The sequence below is a fragment of the Candidatus Erwinia haradaeae genome (genome assembly GCF_900699015.1).
GTDB classification, from domain to species: Bacteria; Pseudomonadota; Gammaproteobacteria; order Enterobacterales; family Enterobacteriaceae; genus Erwinia_E; species Erwinia_E haradaeae_E.
The window spans coordinates 211,144-236,435 of record NZ_LR217737.1 but is presented as its reverse complement, the minus strand read 5'-3'; the positions used below and the strand labels follow the sequence as shown (position 1 = coordinate 236,435).

Here is a 25,292-nt window from a genome sequence, read left to right as displayed (position 1 = left end):
TTATAGAATCTATGCTTGTACTTACCTACTGTTAACATACTACTCAAGACTTGTGCATCTAACTAGAAACTAATGATGAAAGGAAGGTGATAACATTGTGAGGAATCCCATGAAAATAGTTAGTTGATATTATGTAATGATTGATTTCAGATCTTGATATTTTGATATACAACTTACAGTAAATAATACAATCTTGATATATCAAAATAACTCTCTTATTTTACAAGAAACATATCTCATATTAATAACCTTTATCCTCTCCTAAATTACAATCAGTCAGCTTACTTATTTATAAAATAATATTAGAAATTAATTAACTATCATAATCATTGTACTTTTATCAAATAACATTGAATAATTACAAGTTCATAACCTAATTTATATCCTTTTCTATCTTTGCTATCATAGCTCTTGATTTTATTTAGAAGTACCGATAGATCTTATGACTCAACTATGGATAACAATCAAATAAATTAAGTTATAGGGTTATAGAAACACTATCTTTCTATTCGCCAAAATAGAATATCATCTCTATTCTAGAGAGCACCATAATTTATATCTTAAAAAAATCTAATGATGGACTTTTCTGTCATACTTTCAAGGAAAGTATTTCATTTTATCATAATTTTCTCTACAAAAAATTAATCTACAATTTGCATAATAGAGCATTGATTTTAAGACTAAATAATAATAAAAAATATAATCAACCAATAAATTTTTATATTTGTAAACTAATTTAAATTAAATATGTTTTACATTTATTCACTTAATCTAGTTTCTAAACACCACTGATTTCTGAAATATTCAGATTTATTTTTTATTTTCCATGTATATAAAATAAGATCATTGAGATAATATCTATCAAATAAAACACTTATAGCTCTCTTAGTATTTTCTAGACCTATAACATCGTATCATTATTTCTAGAAGAATTCTTAAGGATAAAACTATAAATATTTTATGATAGACATAAAAATCTATTTACTTCAATAGTACTAAATCTCTCTAATATACCATATCTGCTAATTAAAAATTAATTTATTCTTATAAGCGATATTAATAATAGAGATAATCCAATAAACAGGATCTTATTATTTTTATTCTAATAATCTATATAAATACTGATATTACAATAGCTTCTTCATACCTTGACAACTATATGAAATTACTGATGTAAGTTGCTAAATCCAGCACCTTATGAGAATATCCTGTTTCATTATCATACCATGCAACTAATTTCACGAAATTTCTATTTAACGCAATCCCTGCTTTTTCATCAAAAATACATGTCAAAGTGGTACCATTAAAATCTGTAGAAACAACTTGATCTGATGTGTAACCCATTATACCTTTCATTTCACCTTCAGAAGCCACTCGAATCGCTTCACATATTTCTTTATAAGATGCAGACTGAACTAAACGTGCCGTTAAATCTACAACAGAAACATTAGGAGTGGAAACGCGAAACGACATACCAGTTAATTTACCATTTAATTCAGGTAAAATCTGTCCTACGGCTTGCGCTGCACCAGTAGAAGAAGGAATAATATTCTGACCAGAACCTCGACCACTACGCCAATCTTTATAGGATGGACTATCAACAGTTTTTTGAGTTGCAGTCACAGAATGAATAGTGGTCATTAAGGCCTCTTCAATCCCAAATTTATCATGAATGACTTTAGATAATGGAGCTAAACAATTTGTAGTACAAGATGCATTAGAAACAATGTCCTCACCTTGATAAACATTATGATTTACCCCCATAACAAACATAGGTGTAGCATCTTTAGAAGGTCCAGTCAAAATAACCTTCTTTGCACCAGCTTTAATGTGCTGTCGAGCAGTTTGATCGGTTAAAAATATTCCAGTCGACTCTACTACCACATCAACAGCGACCTCATTCCACTTTAAGTTCTCTGGATTCAATTCAGAGGTAACACGAATAGCATTCCCATTCACTAATAACAAGCCATTTATTGCACTTACTGTACCATTAAAGCGACCATGAGTTGAATCATACTGAAGCATATATGCCATATAATCAGCATCAAATACATCATTAATCGCTACTACTTCTATATTATCACGCTGTTGAGCAGCTCTCATTATAAGACGACCAATTCGACCAAAACCATTAATACCAATTTTAATAATCATATATTCACCAAAATACTTAAAATTCATGGAACCCATTATGATAAAAATCATTATAAAAAATTAGAGAAAATACTAGCCATTTGCTACAGGATAACTGACCACTATTATCACCTTAAATAATATATATTATATATCCAATCCCTTATTTCTCTTTTAGAGAAATTCTTAATATTTAACTAATGAATCTATAATAATCACCTTATCTATAAATACGACCAATTCTAGAAAATATAAATTCTAGTTATATTAACAACTATTAATATAATATGCATTTCTTCAAATTTATATTTCATTAATTAAAATTTCTAACAGAACCTATCACATTCAACCATAGTTTTTCTACTACTAAACATACTAATCAGGTTAAATAAATTCTAGATTCTTTCTTAAATATATAAAATAATTACATATTTATCACTCTGATCTAAATAAGAGAATTCTTTGACTAAAACTGCTCTTACTAAAAAGATTTAATTAACTGAATAAAAATAAATATTTTTATATTATATTAAAATATTGATATAATTCAATTTTCTAATTTCTACATATCTTATTCAACCTTATATATCCTTAGCTAAATAGCATCTAATTCATAATTCAGTTGAATCAATAAATGACAAAATATCATATTATAAAATATATAAAGAAAAACTATAAAAATATAAAATAATCCTCTTTAAATTTATATACTATCTAAATATATTAAAAATTGTATTAATCAACTTATTACCCAATCTAATAAAAATATTTATTAATAATAACTTATTAATAGTTCATAGATTAATTATCTTATTAATTAACAATTATAAAAAATAAAAAAATTTAATATAACGTTATAAATAAAATCTATAAAATACTTATTATCTATAGTCTTTATGGTCATAATTAAAATTATTTATTGATAAAAAATACATATAAAAGTCAATATCAAGTATATATTATTTTTTATAAATCAATAAAAAGTAGATCTTTCAAAAATTGATTATTTTACTAAGCGCTAGAACTGTTTGAACTATAGATCAAAATACATCCTATATATCTTACTGTTAAACGATAAACAAAAACATATTCGTCAATATCCGTGTGTTCTAAAAAACTAATCTAAAATAGAGATCCTATTTTACTTTTAATATCTCATAAGTCTATATCTTCTAGATTCAAGATTGATGTTCAGTCAGAACTACACCTATACCAATGAGCAATACATCCTATTTAATAGCATCAAATAAAAATTTATAATCATCATAAAAAATAATTTTTTAATAAAAACTTATGAAGTTCTTCCTTGTATTAACAACAACGATAAGAAATAATCTAATACACATTCAAAATAAACTAATAATACCATTCGTTATAATAAATATAGAAAAAAATGATGATTCAAAAACATACTTAATTTTTCATGAACTAAAAAATCTTTTTTATTTATGATAATATCACTAATCATCCTTTATTTAATTTTGCATTTAAAATGCATAATTGAAAAATAAATCAATATTATAATACTCTATATATCAATTCAGATGATATTGCTATCCCTCTATTGTATTTCTAATCAATCTATAAATATTACAAATCAAATAATAATAATTTGATTTTATATAATCAATCAAATACTTAGATATCTTCATAAGATATCTTCTAATACCAAACACCCTGATTTTAAAGAATCAAAACATAAAATCTCATAATTTACTAATAAATAAAAAACTACATATCCTAAAGATTCTATAATACATATAACACTATATCATATCATATTAACAATATATATGAAATCAAGAAGATGTAGCTATATCTAATATTATAGATATAACAAATTATAAGATCTAAACCTATAATCAAGAATTCAAGATAACAGCTTGTCTTAGAAATCAAAAGATAAATCCCATTTAGTACTTATCTAATATCATCCCATCTATAATACGTAAATATTATCTATATAATGATAAAATTAGCATTAAATATACCAAAAATAATATCAACCATAAAATATCTTAGAAACTAAGAAATTACTAAATTTATACTGATTGTATACAAATATACTGATTATAAAATAACTATTAGTTTTGTAATATAACTAATGTTTATCTATTTCTAGAACTTTTTACTATACAACGATTAAATTCTTCTCTTTTTCAGAAAAGAGGATATAGATCAAAAAAACTCTTTTCTAAATAAAATAGAAGAATTTAATATAATTTCAAACGGAACAATATAAAATCATAATCTAATTATATTAATTTTTATAAAATGGTACTCAAATATGTCCCTATAAATCTCCATTAAAACCTTCTTCTTTTCTATAAGAAAAAGCTTTGACAAGCTCAAATGGAAAAGAAACCTTAGTTACAGGTGCAAAAGCATGCGTACGATATAAAACAGATTTATCTACAGACTCTAAAACAGAAACCGATGTCAATTGCGTAGGATCTGAAGACAAAATAGTAACAAGATTTTGTACTTGAACTGATGTGATTATGCGTTGATTTTCTACAAGTTTATTAGAAATCTGAACAGATTTTACTTGTTGATTCACTGAATCAAGCTTGATCTTTGAAGGAAGAAGGCGTTGAGAGTCTGTAGATCTAGAACTAGAACAAATATCTACGGGCACTGTAAAAATATCGACAGAAGGAACAACTTTTTTAAATGAAAATTCATTACTATGAAGAGATGTTACAATAGTTGTATGATCATTATCTTTCTGAGAGGAGGTCTGTTTATTGACCTGTACTGCTGGGTAAAAAATCCATACTTTACCCAATGCAACCTCAGGAGACGCTACTGCATAAGATAATGGCATAGGCGAGCACTTCGGATACCGCTGGTGAACATACCGTCGACGACGGTGACTAGTAACCCGTAAATGTCTTGGTGATCGACGTGAACGACGAATAACGTTGTTATTACTGCGAAAACAATCAGGATTATCCCATTTTAATCCTGTCATCATTTTTCTAGTTTCTTCTGTAACTATATTAGACTGACCTACGTGTATAGTGTCAGAATGAGTCTTTTCCGAAATAGTCATATTTCTTGGTGTCTTAAGATTATTCTCATCAAGATCACTCTGTACTAAATGTAAATTCTCTTCTATATTTGTGATCTGTTTAATATTTTCTAAGATAAAATCAGAACTTTGTTCATTCTCAATTGGAATAGGCTTATAATCTTTATTATTATCAGAATAACGATGTTTTCGTATTTGTTTAAACTGATTAACACCCCTAAGACTAGATTCTTCTAGAATCTTTTTATCAGAACAATCAATCAGTGGTTCTGAACCAAAATTACATCCAGTCAAATTGCTACTTACTTCTTTTTGTGATATTTTATTTTCAATTTTACGCGCATCAAGCGCATAATCACGAATACTACTTTTATGATCATCACTAATTCGATTATAGCGATAATTATTTAATCGACGATTATGACGACGCGGAGAATGAACCACTGCTTCTTCTAAATTTTTTTTACAACCTAACGATTTGTTTTCTCGTATAAGAGATGTTTTTATCCTATAAAATAATGTCTGAAATAAGTGAATTATACAGGTCATTAATTTATGAAATCTTAAATAAGAAGATATAACAATTTTAACGTATTCACAAAAATCAATCCACTTTTTTTTCACCCCTTTTTTTTGTACTAATGACGGTTCTAATATTCCCGAGGTAGTTAATTCAGGACGATCTAGACGCTTGCGTTCAGCATTTCTCTCATCAAGAGAAAGACTAATTTCATATTGATGTAATTTCGAAAGATGATAACTTAGGGTTTGAGTTTCTTCTCCACTTCGAATACGCACTACTGAATAATACGGAGTCTGTATATTATCATTAGGCACAATAATAGCACGAATTCCTTCAGCACGTTTCTCAATTGCACTGACAGCATCACGTTTCTCATTTAATAAATAAGATGCAACCTGAACGGGTACAATAGCGTGAACCTCCTTAGTATTCTCTTTTAAAACTTCCTCCTCTATTAATCGTAAAATAGAAAGTGATAGCGATTCATTATCACGAATAGTTCCAGTACCGCTGCAACGAGGACAGACATGATGACTAGATTCACCTAGTGATGAACTAAGACGCTGACGTGACATTTCCAATAAACCAAATCGTGAAATATGACTTATCTGAATACGAGCACGATCCTGTCGCACCTCTTCACGTAATCGATTTTCTACTGCACGCTGATTCTGTATAGGGCTCATGTCGATAAAATCAATAACAATCAAACCTCCAACATCACGTAGACGCAACTGTCTAGCAATTTCATTAGCTGCTTCAAGATTGGTATTGAATGCTGTTTCTTCAATGTCTCCACCACGAGTAGAACGAGCGGAGTTAATATCAATAGCAGTTAGAGCCTCAGTAGTATCAATTACAATAGAACCCCCTGATGGTAAACGAACTTCACGCTGGAAAGCAGATTCAATTTGTGATTCAATTTGATAATGGCTAAATAATGGAATTTCACCTGTATATAACTTAATTTTACTTCTAAAATCTGGACGACCCAATGCAGAAATATGCTGGCAAGCTAAATGAAAAATCTTGGGATTATCTATTAAAATCTCACCAATATCTTGACGCAAATAATCACGAAACGCACGTACAATGAGATTGCTTTCTTGGTGAATCAAGAATGGAGCTGATCGATCACCAGCGGCTTTCTTGATTGCTTCCCAATGCTTAATACGAGAACTTAAATCCCATTGCAATCCCTCGACAGATTTACCTACTCCGGCAGTTCGAACAATTAAACCCATTCCATCTGGTAAATTTAATAACGCTAATGTAGATTTGAGAATAACACGATCATTACCCTCAATCCGACGGGAGATACCACCAGCACGAGGATTATTTGGCATTAGAACTAAATAACTACCAGCTAAACTAATAAATGTTGTTAAAGCAGCCCCCTTATTACCACGCTCTTCTTTATCAATTTGAACAATAACTTCTTGTCCTTCACGCAATACATCTTTTATATTTAGTCGACTATGTATATTAGAATTCTTCAAGAAATATTCACAAGAAACCTCTTTAAGAGGTAGAAAACCATGTCTTTCTACACCATAATCTACGAATGCAGCCTCAAGACTAGGTTCAATACGAATAATCTTACCTTTATAAATATTAGACTTTTTTTGTTCATATCCGGAGCTTTCAATATCTAAATCATATAGACATTGCCCATCAACAAGTGCAACACGCCACTCTTCTTTCTGAGTTGCGTTTATCAGCATTCTTTTCATCATAACTTACTCATTATTATTACATTTTTGATAAAACTATGATCATAATCACATCAATACCATAGCTCTATAATCTATATGTAATCGTGCAACTGATAACCAAAAGTGATCGCTAACGTAAGAGAAAGCGCCAATACTTAATAATTTATGTATCTATGAAATCACAACCTTCTTCTGAAATAAGCAGTCATATTTTAAGGCATATATTCTAATAAATCTTATATAGTAAATAAAAAAACAACTAATCCTCTTCTCTTATTTAAACTACTAGGACAGAATAGACCCTGATGTAAATAAAAGTATATAATATGGCTTATCTCATTACTATAATATGAGAAATATCCAAATAAATTTTAATTTTTTATGTACAATTTATCCTTGTACATATTCAATATTAGTTAAATCAGTTCTAAGTAATTTGTACAAACTAGTAGGCTTATTGTTATAATTAAATCTTAAACATTATTCCATTGCTTAACAGGTGATAGCAAGGTAACTTTTTATAACGATCTAAGTTTTATATGATTTTAATCCGAGATTACATGACCATCTAATGATATACAATATATTAAAGCATGCCTTCTAAGTAGATATTAACTAATCTTATAATAATAAAATAAAGAAAAGCTATACGATATCTAGAGATTGCATCTCATTTAATAGTCTAATCCTGCTAGATCATTTTACACCCCCTGTATTTGAAAATAAAATAGAATTTTTTTAACTATTACTAACATCTCATCTTATTATCATTAAATATATATATTTTTAGTAGATTGATTTTAACCAAGATATAAATTTAGAACTAAAGTATATAATATAACATTTAAAAGAAGAGTTTTTCTTTTAAAATATATATATATTGGAACACTAATAAATATATTTGCAATCATAACTAATATCTAACTATCCAACATAAACCTATAATTAAGCATCGCTCAATCATTCTATATAAGGCGTAATACTACAATTCTATGTAATAAACAATCAATACAAGATCAGAGAATATTCTGATAAACCTGATTAAATCAATCATAAAATTCTATATTATCTACGTATAATACGTTCTAAAAACCAATACAAAATAAAAAAAAGTGAATATAAAACGATATAATTTCAATTATTTAATAGAAAAGAAAACCATTTCCTACGAAATATACTTAACAATATTTATAGATAAGATCTACATTAGCTATATATATTCACATATATCAAAAATACTAATGATCTTATATAAGTTATATCTACATATATCCTTATAGCAATACTATTCTTATTTAAAATAATACCATATAATTATAATCAACAATAAATTTAGAAAAGTAACACTAGAAAAACTAAAAAATAATAGAATTTTTCTAGTATATTAAAATATATACACATAGAGACACCCAGATTATATCTGGGTGTCTCTATCAACTATAAAAAATTAATAAGAGATGTAAAAATATATATTATTATAGCTACAAACTGACTGTCAGGATATATTGAAAAAATTACAAGTAACTGAATAATAATATAAAATAAAAAAAATAAGAATCGTAAAAATCTCCATCATTCTGTTAATCTAGACTATAAATTTATAGATATCAATAAACCATTCATTTATATTTTATCATCTAATGATACATGAATAAAATTATCATAGTATATAACGATAATAAATAAGTATCAAGAAACTATAATAAATAATTATAGGAATCTACATCCCTCTCCAATCTAATAAATAGATTCTAAATGAAATCAGATTTGTATTGTAATAATCATACATATACAAAATCTATTATATCCCCATTGAGTGAATGAATCGAACACTACTAATTCTATTAATCCGCTTAGATCAAACCATTTAAAGAAGAAAATCTTCTAGATTTTTTCCTTTTTGTTCCATGGCATATCGAATAATTGTTGGAGTACGTCCTTGTCCAGTCCAAGTTTTTTTTTCTCCATTCTTATCTACATAATAATACTTTGCTGGACGAGCAGCACGCCTAGTTTTACTAGGCGATTGAGAAAAAGACGAATTAGACAACAATTCACTAGGATTAATACCATCAGTAATTAGCATATCTCGATACTGCTGAAGTTTACGGAGACGCTCTTCCGATTCTAATCGCGCTTGGCTTTCTTCTGCACGACGTTCATTAACAACCATTTCAAACTTCATTAGCATATCTTCTAGTGTCTCTAAAGTAAATTCTCTTGCCTGTACACGTAGTGTACGAATTTTATTCAGAATATTAAGCGAAGTACCCATAGTTAAATTCTCTAAATTATATAATCTGGACCATAATATATAATAATAGTAATAGTAAGCATGAACTGCAATAGTTCATTTTTTATTACTAATAAATCTGATTTGAACAGTTTAGAACATGTTTTCTTAAAAAGAAGAATAAAAAAACATAACATATATATTTTTAGTAAATATTTCTTAAACTTAAGACAATAAACAATTTAGATCTTTATGAGTTTTACCAATGAAGCATTTTACTCTTTTATCATTATAAAATTATTCAATAATCAAAACTAATAGATTTTATATATTCTTTATACTCATTAGATCAATGATAACTCTACATCTAGTAATATCAATAAAAGATATCTATATACAATACTTACTTCACAGTATAAATCTGAAATAACAATTCAGTTAACCTAAAATCGTTCTATTGTTCAATAAACTGCAGAATCAAATATCTACTTTATTTTATATCTAAATTTTATACTCTTAGTAACATAAACACATGTAGTTTCTAATTAAACAGAAAGATAACCATTAATTCTCATATAGAAATTAATTGTTAAAACAATATTACATCTAAACTAAATCTTCATTAAAAACATTTAATATATAGAGAAAAGTTCATTCTATACTAAATAAAAAACGTGAAGCTATGATATAAAACGAATCACTATTAAAAATAAATACACTGAACTTATAGAATATCTGCTTACATTAAAAGAAAATCTTTCGTTTCTTTTAATATATTTATTTTCCTTAATACTGCTATTATAATTAAAGATACATCTTTCCTCTACTCTAGTGTTGCTAAGAAATTAAAAAAGTAAAATTATAAAATATAATAACTATTATATATAGTTTAAGCAATTTTTATATTAGAAATATATATGAACTGTATCCCAATATAGCTATATTATAACTAATTTTATTAATCTATTTTAATTATTCTTATAAATATATATCATTCTTTTATCTCACAAATATAGATTTATTTTATACAAATTCTATCCAATTTAAATATTTCTATAACTAATCTAAAATTATCTATTCCAACACTATAAATATTATCTTATAAATTAAATAACATTTTATGAATATTAATGATAATTATCCATACTTAATCCTTATTAAGCTTAGTTGGAAATAACTCACACATACAATCCTCAACAATCTCAAGAAATCATAATCTCAATCCTAATTTATACTCATTAATAATATTATCTACCTAACCCACTAAAACCTATTCAAACATCTCATAACAAAACCATAAAAATATAATACTAATATAGATAAAAAATTGTAAAACATTGATTATCCTAATTAATAATTTCTCAGTAATTCATGACTAACTTATCACAATTTATACTTATGGAATTAGAGTTAAAAATCCTAGTTAGATAAACAGCCTGCTATACATCTAAATATCCTAATAAATCAAAATATATGTTTTCACTAAGAGTGAACAAGGCTTATATTAAAAATAAGAAATTATCAAAACCTATTTTCTTCATCCAATTTGCTATGTTATGTTTCCTTCCGAAAATAATGGATATATAATCCTATTTATTGTATAAATTTAAAAATTTTTATATTACTAGGAAGAAAACAATGGCTCAACTTTATTTCTATTATTCAGCAATGAATGCCGGTAAATCAACATCCTTATTACAATCCGCTTATAATTATTACGAAAAAGGAATGAGAACTATAATATATACTTCTGAAATGGATCATCGTTTCAATATGCCTAAAATCAGTTCACGAATTGGAGCATCCTCTCCTGCTAAATTATATAACAGCAATACACTACTTTTTGAAGAAATTAGTACTGAGAAAAAAAATAGTCCAGTAGATTGCGTTTTAGTCGATGAAAGTCAATTTCTTACGCGTAATCAAGTTAAATCTTTAACTAATGTAGTGGATATACTACATATTCCTGTATTATGTTATGGGTTACGTACAGATTTTCGAGGTGAGTTATTTCCTGGAAGTCAGTATTTATTAGCCTGGTCAGATAAACTAGTCGAATTAAAAACTGTCTGCTCTTGTGGACGCAAGGCTACCATGGTCATACGTTTTGATGGCATTGAAACACCTTATAAAGAAGGAAATCAAGTACAAATAGGTGGAAATGATATGTACATATCTGTCTGTCGCAAACATTATTCGCAAGCGTTAAATGATAACTTCATAAAAGTTTCTTAATAACCTAGAGCATAGAAGTAATAGTAATGTCTTTTAAAATTCATAAAATAACTTTTAGATACTTGTAAAAATAACTTTTAGATAGTTATATATGATCTTATCATGAGCTTATTAACATAACGATAATCGTTAAGATTACTTACCTAACTCACAATCAACTATTCTAAATTTATTTAAAAATATATCGTATCTACTGAAAATATAGTTTTTTATATCTAAAAACTAAAGAATAAATTTAAATATAAATTGAACTCTCTAAAACAATAGATTGCAGTTTATTAACTAGAGCATATAGTAAGATAGGCATCTTCTAAATCAAAAATTTTTATAAAATAAATTACTACTCTTAACTAAAGGATAGTTTATCTCATAAATGTGAATCACATATGACAAATTCATAACATCTGTAAAATATTTGATATATAAATTAAAAGATCACACATTAACATTTAACTATGCATGCGATTTACAGTCAGTATTAGTCTTTTCTTTAATACTTCGAGACTAATGATAGTCACATGCATTACGGACAAATATTATCAGAAAAATCTTATCATATGAATATATAACATTATAAGTAAATTATTATACCTTAAAAGGTAATACTATTGATTCTACTTCTTAGGATATTAGATCCTACATATAAGATAAATCACAGCTATTCCAACTATTACTTATGAAAAAATCTAATTTAATAGAACATAAATTGTAACAATATCTACTATTTTCAAACTCTTGAAATATATTTTTATATCCCCATCTATAATTTTATACAAACTAAGTAATTATATTTTATTGAGGTAAGAATAAAATGAAAGGGAAAGAGACATTTGACTTTCAATCAGAAGTTAAACAACTTATGCAATTAATGATTCACTCGCTCTATTCGCATAAAGAAATCTTTCTAAGAGAATTAATCTCTAATGCTGCTGATGCTACAGAGAAACTACGATTTCAATCTCTTTCTACACCAGGTTTGTATTCAGGTAATCTACGTTTACAAATCTCAATTGATAAAGAGAAACGGATCCTTAAACTTAATGATAATGGTATTGGAATGAAACGCGATGAAGTCATCAAAAACTTAGGCACTATTGCTAAGTCAGGAACTAAATCGTTTATTGATTCTATGGGATCCGATCAAGCTAAAAATAATCAATTAATCGGTCAGTTTGGTGTAGGTTTTTATTCAGCATTCATGGTAGCAGATGTAGTTTCTGTACGTACTCGCGCAGCAGATATTGATTCTAATCAAGGAGTTTGTTGGCAATCCTCTGGAGATGGAGAATATACTGTTTCTGATATCGAAAAAGATGATCACGGTACAGAAGTAATACTGCATTTACGTGAAGGTGAAGACGAATTCTTAGATGAATGGCATATTCGAAGAATTGTTAGCAAATATTCAGATTATATGGCACTTACCATTGAGATTCAAACACATGATAAGAAAGATAATAGTACAGTGTGGGAAAAAATTAACAAATCTCAAGCATTATGGACACGAAATAAATCTGACATTAAGGAAGACGAATATAAAGAATTTTATAAACATATTTCTAGTGATTTTAGCGATCCACTCACCTGGAGCCATAATCGGGTAGAAGGAAAACAAACATATATAAACTTACTATACATCCCCTCTCAAGCTCCTTGGGACATGTGGAACCATGATCATAAAAATGGTCTTAAACTCTATATCCAACGTGTCTTTGTTATGGATAATGCTGAACAATTTATTCCAAATTATTTACGTTTCATAAAAGGATTAATTGACTCTAATGACCTACCACTGAACGTCTCACGTGAAATTCTTCAAAACAGTCATATTATAAACATACTACGTGGAGCCATCATTAAACGTTCACTAAATATGTTAGAAAAACTATCTAAAAACGATAAAGAAAAATATCAAAAATTTTGGAAACATTTTGGACGCGTTCTTAAAGAAGGTCCTGCAGAAGATAAATCCAATATCGAAACTATTGCCAAATTACTACGTTTTTCCTCTACTAAATTTGAAGACATATCTCAGACTATCTCTTTGGATGATTACATCAGTCGCATGCCACCAGAACAGGAAAAAATCTATTATATTACAGCCGATAGTCATACCGCTGCGAAAAGCAGCCCTTATCTCGAGATGTTTCGCAATAAAAATATCGAAGTTCTACTGTTGTTCGATCGTATTGATGAGTGGATGATGAGTCATCTTTCGGAATTTAATAACAAAAAATTCCAATCAGCAAGCACATCTGATGACGTGCTTAATAAGTTAGCAGATAACGAAAACAAAGAAAAAAGCAACATTGATCAATCTCTAGAACCATTTATCAAACGAATTAAATCGATACTCGGTCCACGAATTAAAGAAGTGTCACTGACACACCGTCTTTCAGAGACACCTGCTATCGTTACTACTGATATCAATGATATGACACCTCAAATGGCTAAATTACTATCTGCTGCTGGCCAAGAAGCACCAGATATCAAGTATCGTTTTGAGATCAACCCTCAACACCCGTTAGTACAGAAAGCTTCTAATATACACAATGATGAGCAATTTTCTGAGTGGATTGAGCTTTTTCTAGATCAGGCTCTTTTTACCGCAACTGGTACATTAGAAGACCCTAACAAATTTATTCGCCGGGTCAATCAATTGTTGTTACAATAAAACCTAATAACAACTATTTTTTTAATAAACCGGCCTAGCTCATATCAATTGAACTTGGTCGGATCTAAATAAACCATCAAACATAATTCATTCTGAATTGTTTAAAACAGATAAGAATCTAATTTAAAAATAAATATAAAAGATATATTTATTTTAAGAAACTTTTATGTAATATTAAACTATCTTTTTTGTTGCTTCCAATCATGCTAATTTGACAACGAATATAACTTGAATCACAAACCTTATATTTAAAATTAATTTATTTAAATAATAAATAAATAATTAATAATTCTATTACTGATCTATTACAATTCTAATTACATTGCCAATATTTAAGTACATGAATGCAAATAGATCCTGATAAACTGAATAATATTTAATATTCAATATTAGATAGATATTTTAACTATTAACATAAATACAAACAGTCTTATCAAAGACCATTATTAAATCAATACTATCTAATGTTTTCTCGTCTGAGCTAATCTAGACAACTAGATGCTTAAACACTATATGGAATACTAAATAAAACATATTACACCATAATTATTTTCTTAGATAGAATAATTAAATTCTTTAACAAATCTAATACTAGCTGCACGAGATAATAAAAAAGATTGCATAATGATAAAATTAGTTAAAAATCATTTTATTTGTGATAATTTTATATAAAAATAAAATACAATACATAAAGATTATTTATGAAAGTTAATAAATTAAAATCTATTCATAACTTACTCTTATCTTCTTATTGAAAATATAATATAAAAAATCTAGTTTGACTGAACTAAAATTTAATTCGTTCAAATAGTATTTAGAAGAGTCCATAAAATTTCTAATTTTACTTTCATTTTAAAAAAATGTAAAAAATAATAAAACATTACTATTGACATTAGTTATGAGCATAGCAATAGTAATCAATCATGAATATATCTTCTCTGAATATTTGATAACATAATTTTTACAAACTATTTCTAACATAATAACTGAACACATAGTCTCATATCAAGATATGACAATATTACTGTGCTTTTAATATAATTAAAAAATTACTATTTTCAAAATTACCACTGAGAAAGAGAACTACACTCTTATATTTAAAGAATTTTTAATATCTATAATGCATAAAAAATAAGTATAATATAGAAATATTAACCTATAAAATAAAAGTAAAAAATAACAATATTTATAGTAAATATTATAAAGTATTTTTTAATCACGTTTTACGGTGCATTCCATAATTAATTTTATATTACTGAAATCTCAGTAGATCTCGGTATAATATTCTTATAATATAAGAACCGTATACTATTCTTATAGATAGACCTTCTTATATTTTTATACTTTCAAAATACTTTACTATATAATGTTTTGTATTCAACTAACTGGGATCATAACTTTTTAAGAAAATTATTGAGATATAACAATAAATTATAAAGGTTGAATGCTCTCTTCCTCTATTATAGCATCAAAAAAGTCACATAAACTCTTAATGTATTTATCTTTTAAAATCAACTTACGTGCTTTTATCAATCGCTCATGATAAATCTTATTTTGCCATTCTAGAGGAGTTAACATTAATTTATTATCATCATCTTCGACGATTCTTAGATCTATTATATATCCCGCATCTTGATTAAGAGCTTCATGTAATTCTTTATTTGCTTCTAAAGTACTTAGATGACGATTACCAGAACGCAAATGCAAGCAAATACCATATTCTTTTTTTTCTTTCCATGTATGAAGAGCTAGGTTTTTACCTAATTTTGATATAGTCAGAATAGCAAGCTTCGATGACCACGGATCTCGAGCAGATGCTTCTTCTATGACTTTCATCATCAATAATTGGTATGATTGATGATTCCGTTTATTATAAGGAAAATCAGATTTTTGAAATACATCATGTAATTGTTCTTCTAACAAAGAAAGATTACATCCTGCTGACAACACAGTCTCTTTTTTGAATACATCCTTAAAAACTGTACTATTATAACTCAATAGATCTCCCTTATTTATTTTTAATGGTTTTTCTAGATCTCTATTTAATGATCTATCTATCTTAGACATCATCTTATTATTTTTTAATTGACTTATACCCGATTTATGAAGTCTTAACTGATTTTGTGAATCTATAAGTTGAGTAGCCGTTTCGGATAAACATTGTAACCGCTCATCAGAATCAAGTTCTAAAGTATCTATAACATCTGGTACAGATGAACAAGATGAGACGCCTTTTCTATCCTTGCTAGAAGACATAATCGAGCTAGATATGACTTCTCCGGGATGAAAAACTAAAGCACGAAATAGTGTCATTTCCACCCCCATACGATGACTTGGCGCCAATGGTAATTCCTTCCTCCCTATTAGAACTATCTGATAATAAAGCTGCACATCCTCTGGAGAAATTAAACGAGCTACCTTCCGCAATCGGAGGCCAAAAGAAACCATATCTTCACGAAAAGAAGAAGGAAGGAACTGTAATATTGCTATATAATGCAGAATTTCTAAGATTTTTTCTAAAAACGAATCCCAATTATTACCATATACAGCCACTTCGTTAATAATATTCATGACTAATTCACCATTAGAATTAACCAGTGCCTCAATCAATGATAAAATCTTGTCATCATCAAACATACCAAGCATATCATGTACACTATTAACAGTAATCACACCCTTTCCCATAACGATAGCCTGATCAGTTAAACTCAACGCATCACGCATACTACCCTCTGCTGCATGCGCTATAAGCCTCACTCCTCTATCCTCTGCGCTAATATTTTCAGATTTTAGTATAGATTGAAGTTGAACTCTAATTAAATCCTCATCAATCAATTTCAAATGAAATTGTAAACAACGTGACAAAATCGTAACTGGGAGCTTTTGTGGATCAGTGGTGGCGAGTATAAATTTAACATGCCCTGGCGGTTCTTCTAACGTCTTTAGCAGTGCATTAAAACTATGACGTGACAGCATATGTACTTCGTCAATTAAATAAATCTTAAAACGACCTTGAGCAGGATAATATTGTATATTATCAAGAAGATCACGAGTATCTTCAACTTTAGTTCGAGAAGCTGCATCAATTTCAATTAGATCAACAAAACAACCCTCAACAATATCACGACAATGATGACAACTCCCACAGGGTGTTGCAGTAATTCTAACTTTACAGCTTAACCCCTTAGCAAAAAGACGGGCAATAGTTGTTTTTCCAACACCTCGAGTACCAGAGAATAAGTAAGCATGATGTATACGATCCAGAGATAAAGTATTAGACAATGCAGATACAATGTGTTTCTGACCTATAACCTCACTAAATTCTTGCGGTCTCCATTTTCTAGCTAATACCTGATAATTCATATAGATTTGATAACCATCTAAGGCAGAATCTGCACAATATAATAAATCAAATAGTAAAAATAGAATAATAACTCATCAACATTTATTGTATCTAAAGATTAACTTATAAACCACATTATATACCATATATCAACAATATATATACCATACAAATCCTTCATTTCTTGTTATTTCATTAATAAATATTTAATTCTAATAATTAATATTAAGGAATCATCTTCCTAGATGAATAAGAAAAATTATAATCTCCACTTCTATTCTAAGAAACAGGAACACTTTATAAACAATTCACGGAAATAAAGTATACATAAACTTATAGATACTAGAATTTCATTAATTTATTGAATCAATCAATCTAGTAAGAATAGTAGATGATAATTTCTTGTTATAATAATAATATTATAATAATAAGACTGATCTACTAATATTCTATCTAGAATATTAGATTAAAGATCCCCGTCCTTTATTAGATATTATTTATGTATTTCATATGGTTAAGTTACATAGATTATATTATTAACTAATTTATCTTTATTACTCATGATTTACTATTATTATCCTAAATCATTAACTTAATTTTCTAGAAAAAAATAAAAAATAACCGTAATCACTACTATCTGGAAATAGATAAAACAGAAAAAGATTGCACACCCAAAATAAAAACATTATTTAACCATTAATTTAGAAACTTTTATATAAAAAGAAAATCCTTTTTACTAAAATAATAAAAACATCAAGATATATTATTATCATTATAATTCTTATGATTTTTTAACAGCTAATAAAATTATAATAAAATCTAGTAAAGATCTTTTAAAGAATTACACTAAATAGTTAATCCTTATCATATAGAAGACTTGCCAGGAAACTTCAAAAGAGAGTAACTCTTAACGCCATAAGATTGTAAAAGCGCTTCGCCTCCTAAATCAAAGAGATTTATAATAAAAGCAGCATCTGTAATACAACCACCAGCACGGTGAATAAGCTTGACTGTTGCTTCGATAGTACCACCAGTGGCTAATACATCATCTACTACAAGGACTATATCGCCAGGATGGATTGCATCACAATGCACCTCTAACACACCAGAACCATATTCCAGTGAATAATACTCAGAAAAAGTTTTTCGAGGAAGCTTGCCAAATTTTCGAACTGGTAAAAAACCAACCCCGAGCTCTAAAGCTATAGGTGCACCAAACAAAAAACCACGAGCCTCAGGCCCTACAACTTTACTAATTTTAGTATTACGATAGCGTTGAGCTACTAGTTCGACACTAAGTGCAAAAGCTTGAGGATCTGCCAATAAACTAGTAATATCTCGAAATATTATTCCAGGTTTTGGGTAATCCGGAATGCTTTTGATGCTATTTTTTAGAAATTCAAGCTGAATCGTAGTGTTAATCATTATATTTAGCCTAGTAAAGTCATATCTAAATGGCGCATTTATATCATTCCTTTTATTCAAAAATTATATAATAAAAGAAAAAAGATATATAGTTCTTCCTCAATATAGTTAATAACACAGCGAAATCGTTCAACTAATATCTCAAAGATGAGATAAAATACACAGAAAAATTTACACAAATCTCTACAACCAATATAATGATTTGCACATAATAGACAAATCATAGATAATGTACTAGATAGTTTTTCTTTTTATACAACTTATCTTTATCAAAAAATTATATTTTCATACAATTTTTTGATAAACTAAAAAAATTACTATAGAATAATTAAATACTTCATGATAGATAAATAATCGTTATTTTGTACATCATAAATAAAACTTGATAAAGTAATAAAAACTCAATCATCTAAATTCCAAATTTATAATATAAAGATTTTAGGTTTATTGAATTATTAAGATCATGTGATTTGTTTACTACATCATAGGTAACATAAAATTTTATCACTCATGTCGAACTTTTTAAAAAGAAAATAGTATCAATATATTTTTATATTATATACATAAAACATTGATCGATATTCATTCTCTGAAATCTTTACAAATATTCTGACCAACTCCAAATAAATAATATTTTTATATTCTAGATTATTGAATTACTTGATCCTTTGATTCTAATTCAAATTTATTTTGAAATATCAATTGTAAATATGTTAAATATCTTTACATTCTCTAATATTTTAAAATAAACAATTAGATTCATGTCACTTATGATCATTTTTATTCCAGATTATATGTGTTTTTCCAGACCACATATTACCATGAACATAAATGCAATATTTATGCCTTCTTAACCTTTATGCAATAAAAATTTTTAATAAAATAATATCTCTTTCAATTAAGAAGACTCAATTGAAGATTCTTTCAAGCTAAATAGAAAACACAGCGACTACTTCTATCTAAACATAGAAAAAAATCAAACAAATAAAAAACCATAGTATCCTCATCTTTTAAGGAAGATGCATATATTAAGATATTCTTACACAACTCCTACTCTATAAAAGAATCAATCATACCAAAAATATAATTAAACTTCTTATTATCCGTTATTGAGTGGCTATCATAAAGAATATTCCCATTAGTTTTTATAAATTCAAATTATTAAATATTTAAATATATTTTCTATCAAAAACGAGATAAGAAAAATGTTTAATTTACTTATAGTTTTAAAAAAACCAACTAGATTTTGACCTTTCTCAGCGCACCCATATGAACCCCGTATAACATCATTAACATCTATACTAAGATAAAACTTTAAATAAAACAAATCAAAAACTATACTGATGCACAAAATAATTGTTAAAAGTCTATTAAACCAACAGCAGATCAAATAGCTCCGTAGAAAACTAGAACCCTCATACAATAAGATCAAGATAATTTTTAGAAAAACTAATAATTTCTTATATCTATATCTGATTTCTATTACTATTTTAATCAAACTAACATCGGCTTATTACAACGTACCATATCTATCTTTTATAATAACATAATAGAGAAGTAATAATGAACTATACCATTAATAATGGTAATATTAATTACATGGTATAACTACACTTTTTATAAAGAACTAATCAATTATAGTTACTCTAAATAATATATTGAATCTAATGATCAGTTCACATCACTTAGAGAATGTTAATTTATCTAATAATTAATTAATCACATTTAAAACTCTTATACATAATCTTAAAATATAAAATATTTCTATATTTCTCTCAACTACTCGTGTACGCCAGATACCAGATAAAATAAAATTTTCACATACAATATATATCATTCTATCTCAAGACCTAACTCCCCATAAAATAGGAAACTAATTATGCTTTTCTTATTAAGCCTAAAAAATGATAATAACTTGATATATTAAACATATTATTGTTAATAGTTTACGATAAAATATACCATTCGATAACACCTGCTTCTAAACAACTTCAAAGAGCACTAAAAACATAGATTTTGTTTTCTTTAACATTTATAAAACATAGATATTCATTTAAAAATATTCCTGTACTCTCTAATATTTAGAGAGAATATAAAAAATAACAAATACTAAAATTCTATTTATTCAATATTCTATAGAATATTTATTCTAAACAGTAATGAATAATATGTATACTACCAATAATTAAAATATAAATAAACCACTTCATTCTTATATAACATCAAGACATATATATTGCATAATACTCTAATCTCAAGTCTATTGAGACTATGTGTATAAAACAATATATCAAAATTGATAATTAATCAGATAAATTCTACTTAAAAATATCAAAAATAATAGATATATGATAAATATAATCAAGATAAATATGAGTTATAATTAAAAATGATGGAGGCAATAGGTTACAGCCTGTATAATATTGCTGCAATATTTTATATCTTTTGATTTACTTTCACATTGAGATATTGCCATGCTAAGAATTACAAAAGAAACCCTAACATTTGACGACGTCCTTCTTGTTCCAGCCCACTCAAAAGTGCTACCACATACAGCTGATCTAACCACTTGGCTAACTAAAACTATCCATCTAAATATTCCGATGATCTCTGCAGCTATGGATACTGTCACTGAATCTAACCTAGCTATCGCTATCGCCAAAGAGGGAGGTATAGGATTTATTCATAAAAATATGTCTACCTTGCACCAGGTAGAAGAAGTTCGACGAGTAAAAAAATATGAAAGTGGAGTGGTCACTAACCCTCAAACTGTTTTACCAACCACATTACTAGAAGAAGTGAAGGTTCTAACTGAAATTAATGGCTTTGCTGGATATCCAGTCGTTAATAACAATAACCAGCTTAACGGAATCATTACCAGACGTGATGTACGCTTTGTTACAAACCTTCAACTCTCAGTTTCTGCAGTTATGACTCCAAAAGAGCATCTAGTCACCGTTAAAGAAGGCGAAACACGTCAAGTAGTTCTACAAAAAATGCATGAAAAACGCGTAGAAAAAGCATTAGTAGTCAATGATCATTTTCAATTATTAGGTATGATTACAGTTAAAGACTTTCAAAAAGCAGAACAGAAACCCTATGCTTGTAAAGATGAACAAGGTCGTCTACGTGTTGGAGCGGCTGTTGGTATTGATAAAAATAATGAAGAACGTATTGATGCTTTAATTTCTGCAGGAATTGATATCTTATTGATTGATTCTTCACATGGACACTCCGAAAACGTACTGCAACAAATCCGGTCAATACGCGCAAATTATCCTAATTTACAAATTATTGGTGGTAATGTAGCGACAGGAGATGGTGCACTCGCACTAGCTAAAGCAGGTGTCAATGCTGTTAAAGTTGGTGTTGGTCCAGGTTCTATTTGTACTACTCGTGTCGTAACTGGTGTAGGAATACCACAAATTACTGCAATATCAGATGCTACAGCCGCTCTTCAAGGAATGGATATCCCAATAGTAGCCGATGGAGGTATTCGCTTCTCCGGTGATATAGCTAAAGCTATTGCCGCTGGAGCAGCAGTGGTTATGGTTGGTGCAATGCTCGCTGGTACTGAAGAGTCACCAGGAAATATTGAATTATACCAAGGTCGTTCATTTAAATCTTACCGTGGCATGGGTTCAATCAGTGCAATGCGTCAAGGATCTTCTGATCGCTATTTCCAAGCTCAAGGTCAAATCAATAAATTTGTTCCAGAAGGTATCGAAGGACGAGTTCCATACAAAGGACTTTTAAAAGAAATCATATATCAACAAATGGGCGGACTACGATCCTGTATGGGATTAACCGGTTGCGGTACAATTGAAGAACTGCGAACAATAGCAGAGTTTGTTCGTGTTAGCAGAGCAGGAATTTCGGAAAGTCATGTCCATGATGTAACCATTACTAAAGAATCTCCAAATTATCGGATGGACATCTGATTATTTATTCTGAATATTTCGTCTAAGCTGAAATATTATTCATATGACATATGATAGGCTATATCAAAATAGCTTATCTTTAGGATAACTAAATGAAAATAAAAAATATGCATAAAGATCGCATTCTCATAATAGATTTTGGCTCACAATATACTGCTCTTGTTGCTCGCCGTATACGAGAACTCGGAGTATATTGTGAGTTATGGACCTATAATGTCACTAAAAAACAGATTAAAGAATTCAACCCAAATGGAATAATCCTGTCAGGTGGGCCAGAAAGCAGTATCTCTCATAAAAGCCCTCGAGCACCAGATCATATATTTGATATCGGTATTCCTATTCTAGGTATCTGTTACGGTATGCAAATTATGACAATACAACTTGGTGGCCAAGTCTCAACTACTAATAAGCGTGAGTTTGGTTATACTCAGGTTGAAATTGTAAAGCAAAATCAATTAATATTTGATCTTCAAGATATAACTAATCTCAGTAATAAAAAAATACTAAATGTATGGATGAGTCATTGTGATATCATCACAGAAATCCCAGAAGATTTCATTGCTATAGCTAAAACTGAACATTGTCCATTTACTATCATAGCAAATGACAAAAAACGTTTCTACGGTGTTCAATTTCATCCAGAAGTTACACAGACTACTCAAGGACAAAACTTATTAAAAAACTTTGTTCATAATATTTGTGCATGCAAAGCCCTATGGACTCCAATCAATATTCTTGATAATACTATAGAATCTCTAAAACAAACATTAGGTACCGATAAAGTAATCCTTGGCCTCTCTGGTGGCATTGACTCTGCAGTTACAGCATTATTACTGCATCGTGCTATTGGTGATAACCTAACGTGTGTTTTTATCGACAATGGTCTTCTTCGTCTAGATGAAGCCAATCAGGTCATGAAAATGTTTTCTGACCACTTTGGTCTTAATGTACTTCATATAGACGCAGAAAAACGTTTTCTTAATGCTCTCGATAATATTGAGGAACCAGAAGAAAAACGAAAAATCATTGGACAAATATTTATTGAAATCTTCGATGAAGAAGCATCCAAACTCTGCAATGTACAATGGTTAGCACAGGGAACCATCTATCCTGATATCATTGAATCCGCGATTTCTATAAATAATCCAACATGTGTAATTAAATCACACCATAATGTTGGCGGTCTTCCAAAGAACATGCAACTTCGTCTCGTGGAACCGGTGAAAACGCTCTTTAAAGATGAAATTAAGAAGATCGGACTAAAGCTTGGTTTACCTGATTCTATAGTTTTTCGTCATCCTTTTCCAGGACCAGGCCTTGCTGTACGCATTTTAGGTAATGTTAAAAAAGAATATTGTGATATTCTGCGCTATGCGGACTCAATATTTATAGAAGAATTACATCATGCTAAATTATATAATAATGTAAGCCAAGCTTTTACTGTTTTTCTTCCAATTCGCTCCGTTGGAGTTATGGGTGATCAGAGAAAGTATGACTGGGTTATCGCTCTACGAGCTGTTGAAACTATTGATTTTATGACTGCTCGATGGGCTTATTTAACACACGATTTTCTCGCCCATGTATCAAACCGTATAATAAACGAAATACAAGGTATTTCTCGCGTTGTTTATGATATATCGAACAAACCACCAGCTACCATTGAATGGGAATAATCCTCATAAACAAACGTAACTAAATCAAAATATAAAATATACAATATATATATTATATATACTATCCAATAGTATTGACTCAATCTTTTTACTAACATAATCACTTAACATTCAGTCATCTAATAAATTTTCTAAATAAGTAGTTCACTGTATGCACTACTTAAAAACACCTTTATATTACATCAATATGTATAAATATAGACCTATAAATATTTATTTATTAGATACTCAGACTCATGTCTATAAATAATCAAAATACTATATGACTCATAATATAAATAAAAAGCTTATAAGCTTAACCTTTAAATAATTACTATACAACTCAAACGCTTTTATTGATCTATTGAAAATTTCATGCGT

General features: G+C 28.3%; 9 protein-coding genes. 4 read left to right on the top strand and 5 right to left on the bottom strand.

All coding sequences use genetic code 11. The features are described from left to right. Positions 1-1,155: 1,155 nt before the first annotated feature. The 3 genes from gap to hns form a co-directional block, all read right to left on the bottom strand. On the bottom strand, positions 1,156-2,157 hold the full coding sequence (gap, locus tag ERCIPICE3303_RS00675; protein WP_157990839.1) for a type I glyceraldehyde-3-phosphate dehydrogenase: 1,002 nt from the start codon (positions 2,155-2,157) through the stop codon (positions 1,156-1,158). A gap of 2,272 nt (positions 2,158-4,429) precedes the next feature. Continuing rightward, positions 4,430-7,426 (bottom strand): ribonuclease E, encoded by a 2,997-nt coding sequence (gene rne / locus ERCIPICE3303_RS00670; RefSeq protein ID WP_157990838.1) that lies wholly within the window; start codon positions 7,424-7,426, stop codon positions 4,430-4,432. A gap of 1,849 nt (positions 7,427-9,275) precedes the next feature. Next, complete coding sequence (gene hns, locus ERCIPICE3303_RS00665) at positions 9,276-9,683, bottom strand: histone-like nucleoid-structuring protein H-NS (RefSeq protein ID WP_157990837.1); 408 nt, start codon at positions 9,681-9,683, stop codon at positions 9,276-9,278. 1,596 nt (positions 9,684-11,279) lie between these two features. Between hns and ERCIPICE3303_RS00660 the strand changes: the two genes are divergently transcribed. Next, positions 11,280-11,876 (top strand): thymidine kinase, encoded by a 597-nt coding sequence (locus ERCIPICE3303_RS00660; protein ID WP_157990836.1) that lies wholly within the window; start codon positions 11,280-11,282, stop codon positions 11,874-11,876. Between the two features lie 811 nt (positions 11,877-12,687). Then, complete coding sequence (gene htpG, locus ERCIPICE3303_RS00655) at positions 12,688-14,550, top strand: molecular chaperone HtpG (RefSeq protein WP_157990835.1); 1,863 nt, start codon at positions 12,688-12,690, stop codon at positions 14,548-14,550. A gap of 1,431 nt (positions 14,551-15,981) precedes the next feature. Here the strand turns inward: htpG and dnaX are convergent. Both dnaX and apt read right to left on the bottom strand, forming a co-directional pair. After that, positions 15,982-17,913 (bottom strand): DNA polymerase III subunit gamma/tau, encoded by a 1,932-nt coding sequence (gene dnaX / locus ERCIPICE3303_RS00650; protein WP_157990834.1) that lies wholly within the window; start codon positions 17,911-17,913, stop codon positions 15,982-15,984. Between the two features lie 844 nt (positions 17,914-18,757). Then, positions 18,758-19,318 (bottom strand): adenine phosphoribosyltransferase, encoded by a 561-nt coding sequence (gene apt, locus ERCIPICE3303_RS00645; protein ID WP_157990833.1) that lies wholly within the window; start codon positions 19,316-19,318, stop codon positions 18,758-18,760. Positions 19,319-21,792: 2,474 nt separating this feature from the next. Between apt and guaB the strand changes: the two genes are divergently transcribed. Both guaB and guaA read left to right on the top strand, forming a co-directional pair. Further along, entirely contained in the window at positions 21,793-23,259 is a 1,467-nt protein-coding gene (gene guaB, locus ERCIPICE3303_RS00640; protein ID WP_157990832.1) for an IMP dehydrogenase, read from the top strand. Positions 23,260-23,351: 92 nt separating this feature from the next. Continuing rightward, positions 23,352-24,932 (top strand): glutamine-hydrolyzing GMP synthase, encoded by a 1,581-nt coding sequence (guaA, locus tag ERCIPICE3303_RS00635; protein ID WP_157990831.1) that lies wholly within the window; start codon positions 23,352-23,354, stop codon positions 24,930-24,932. Positions 24,933-25,292 lie beyond the last annotated feature (360 nt).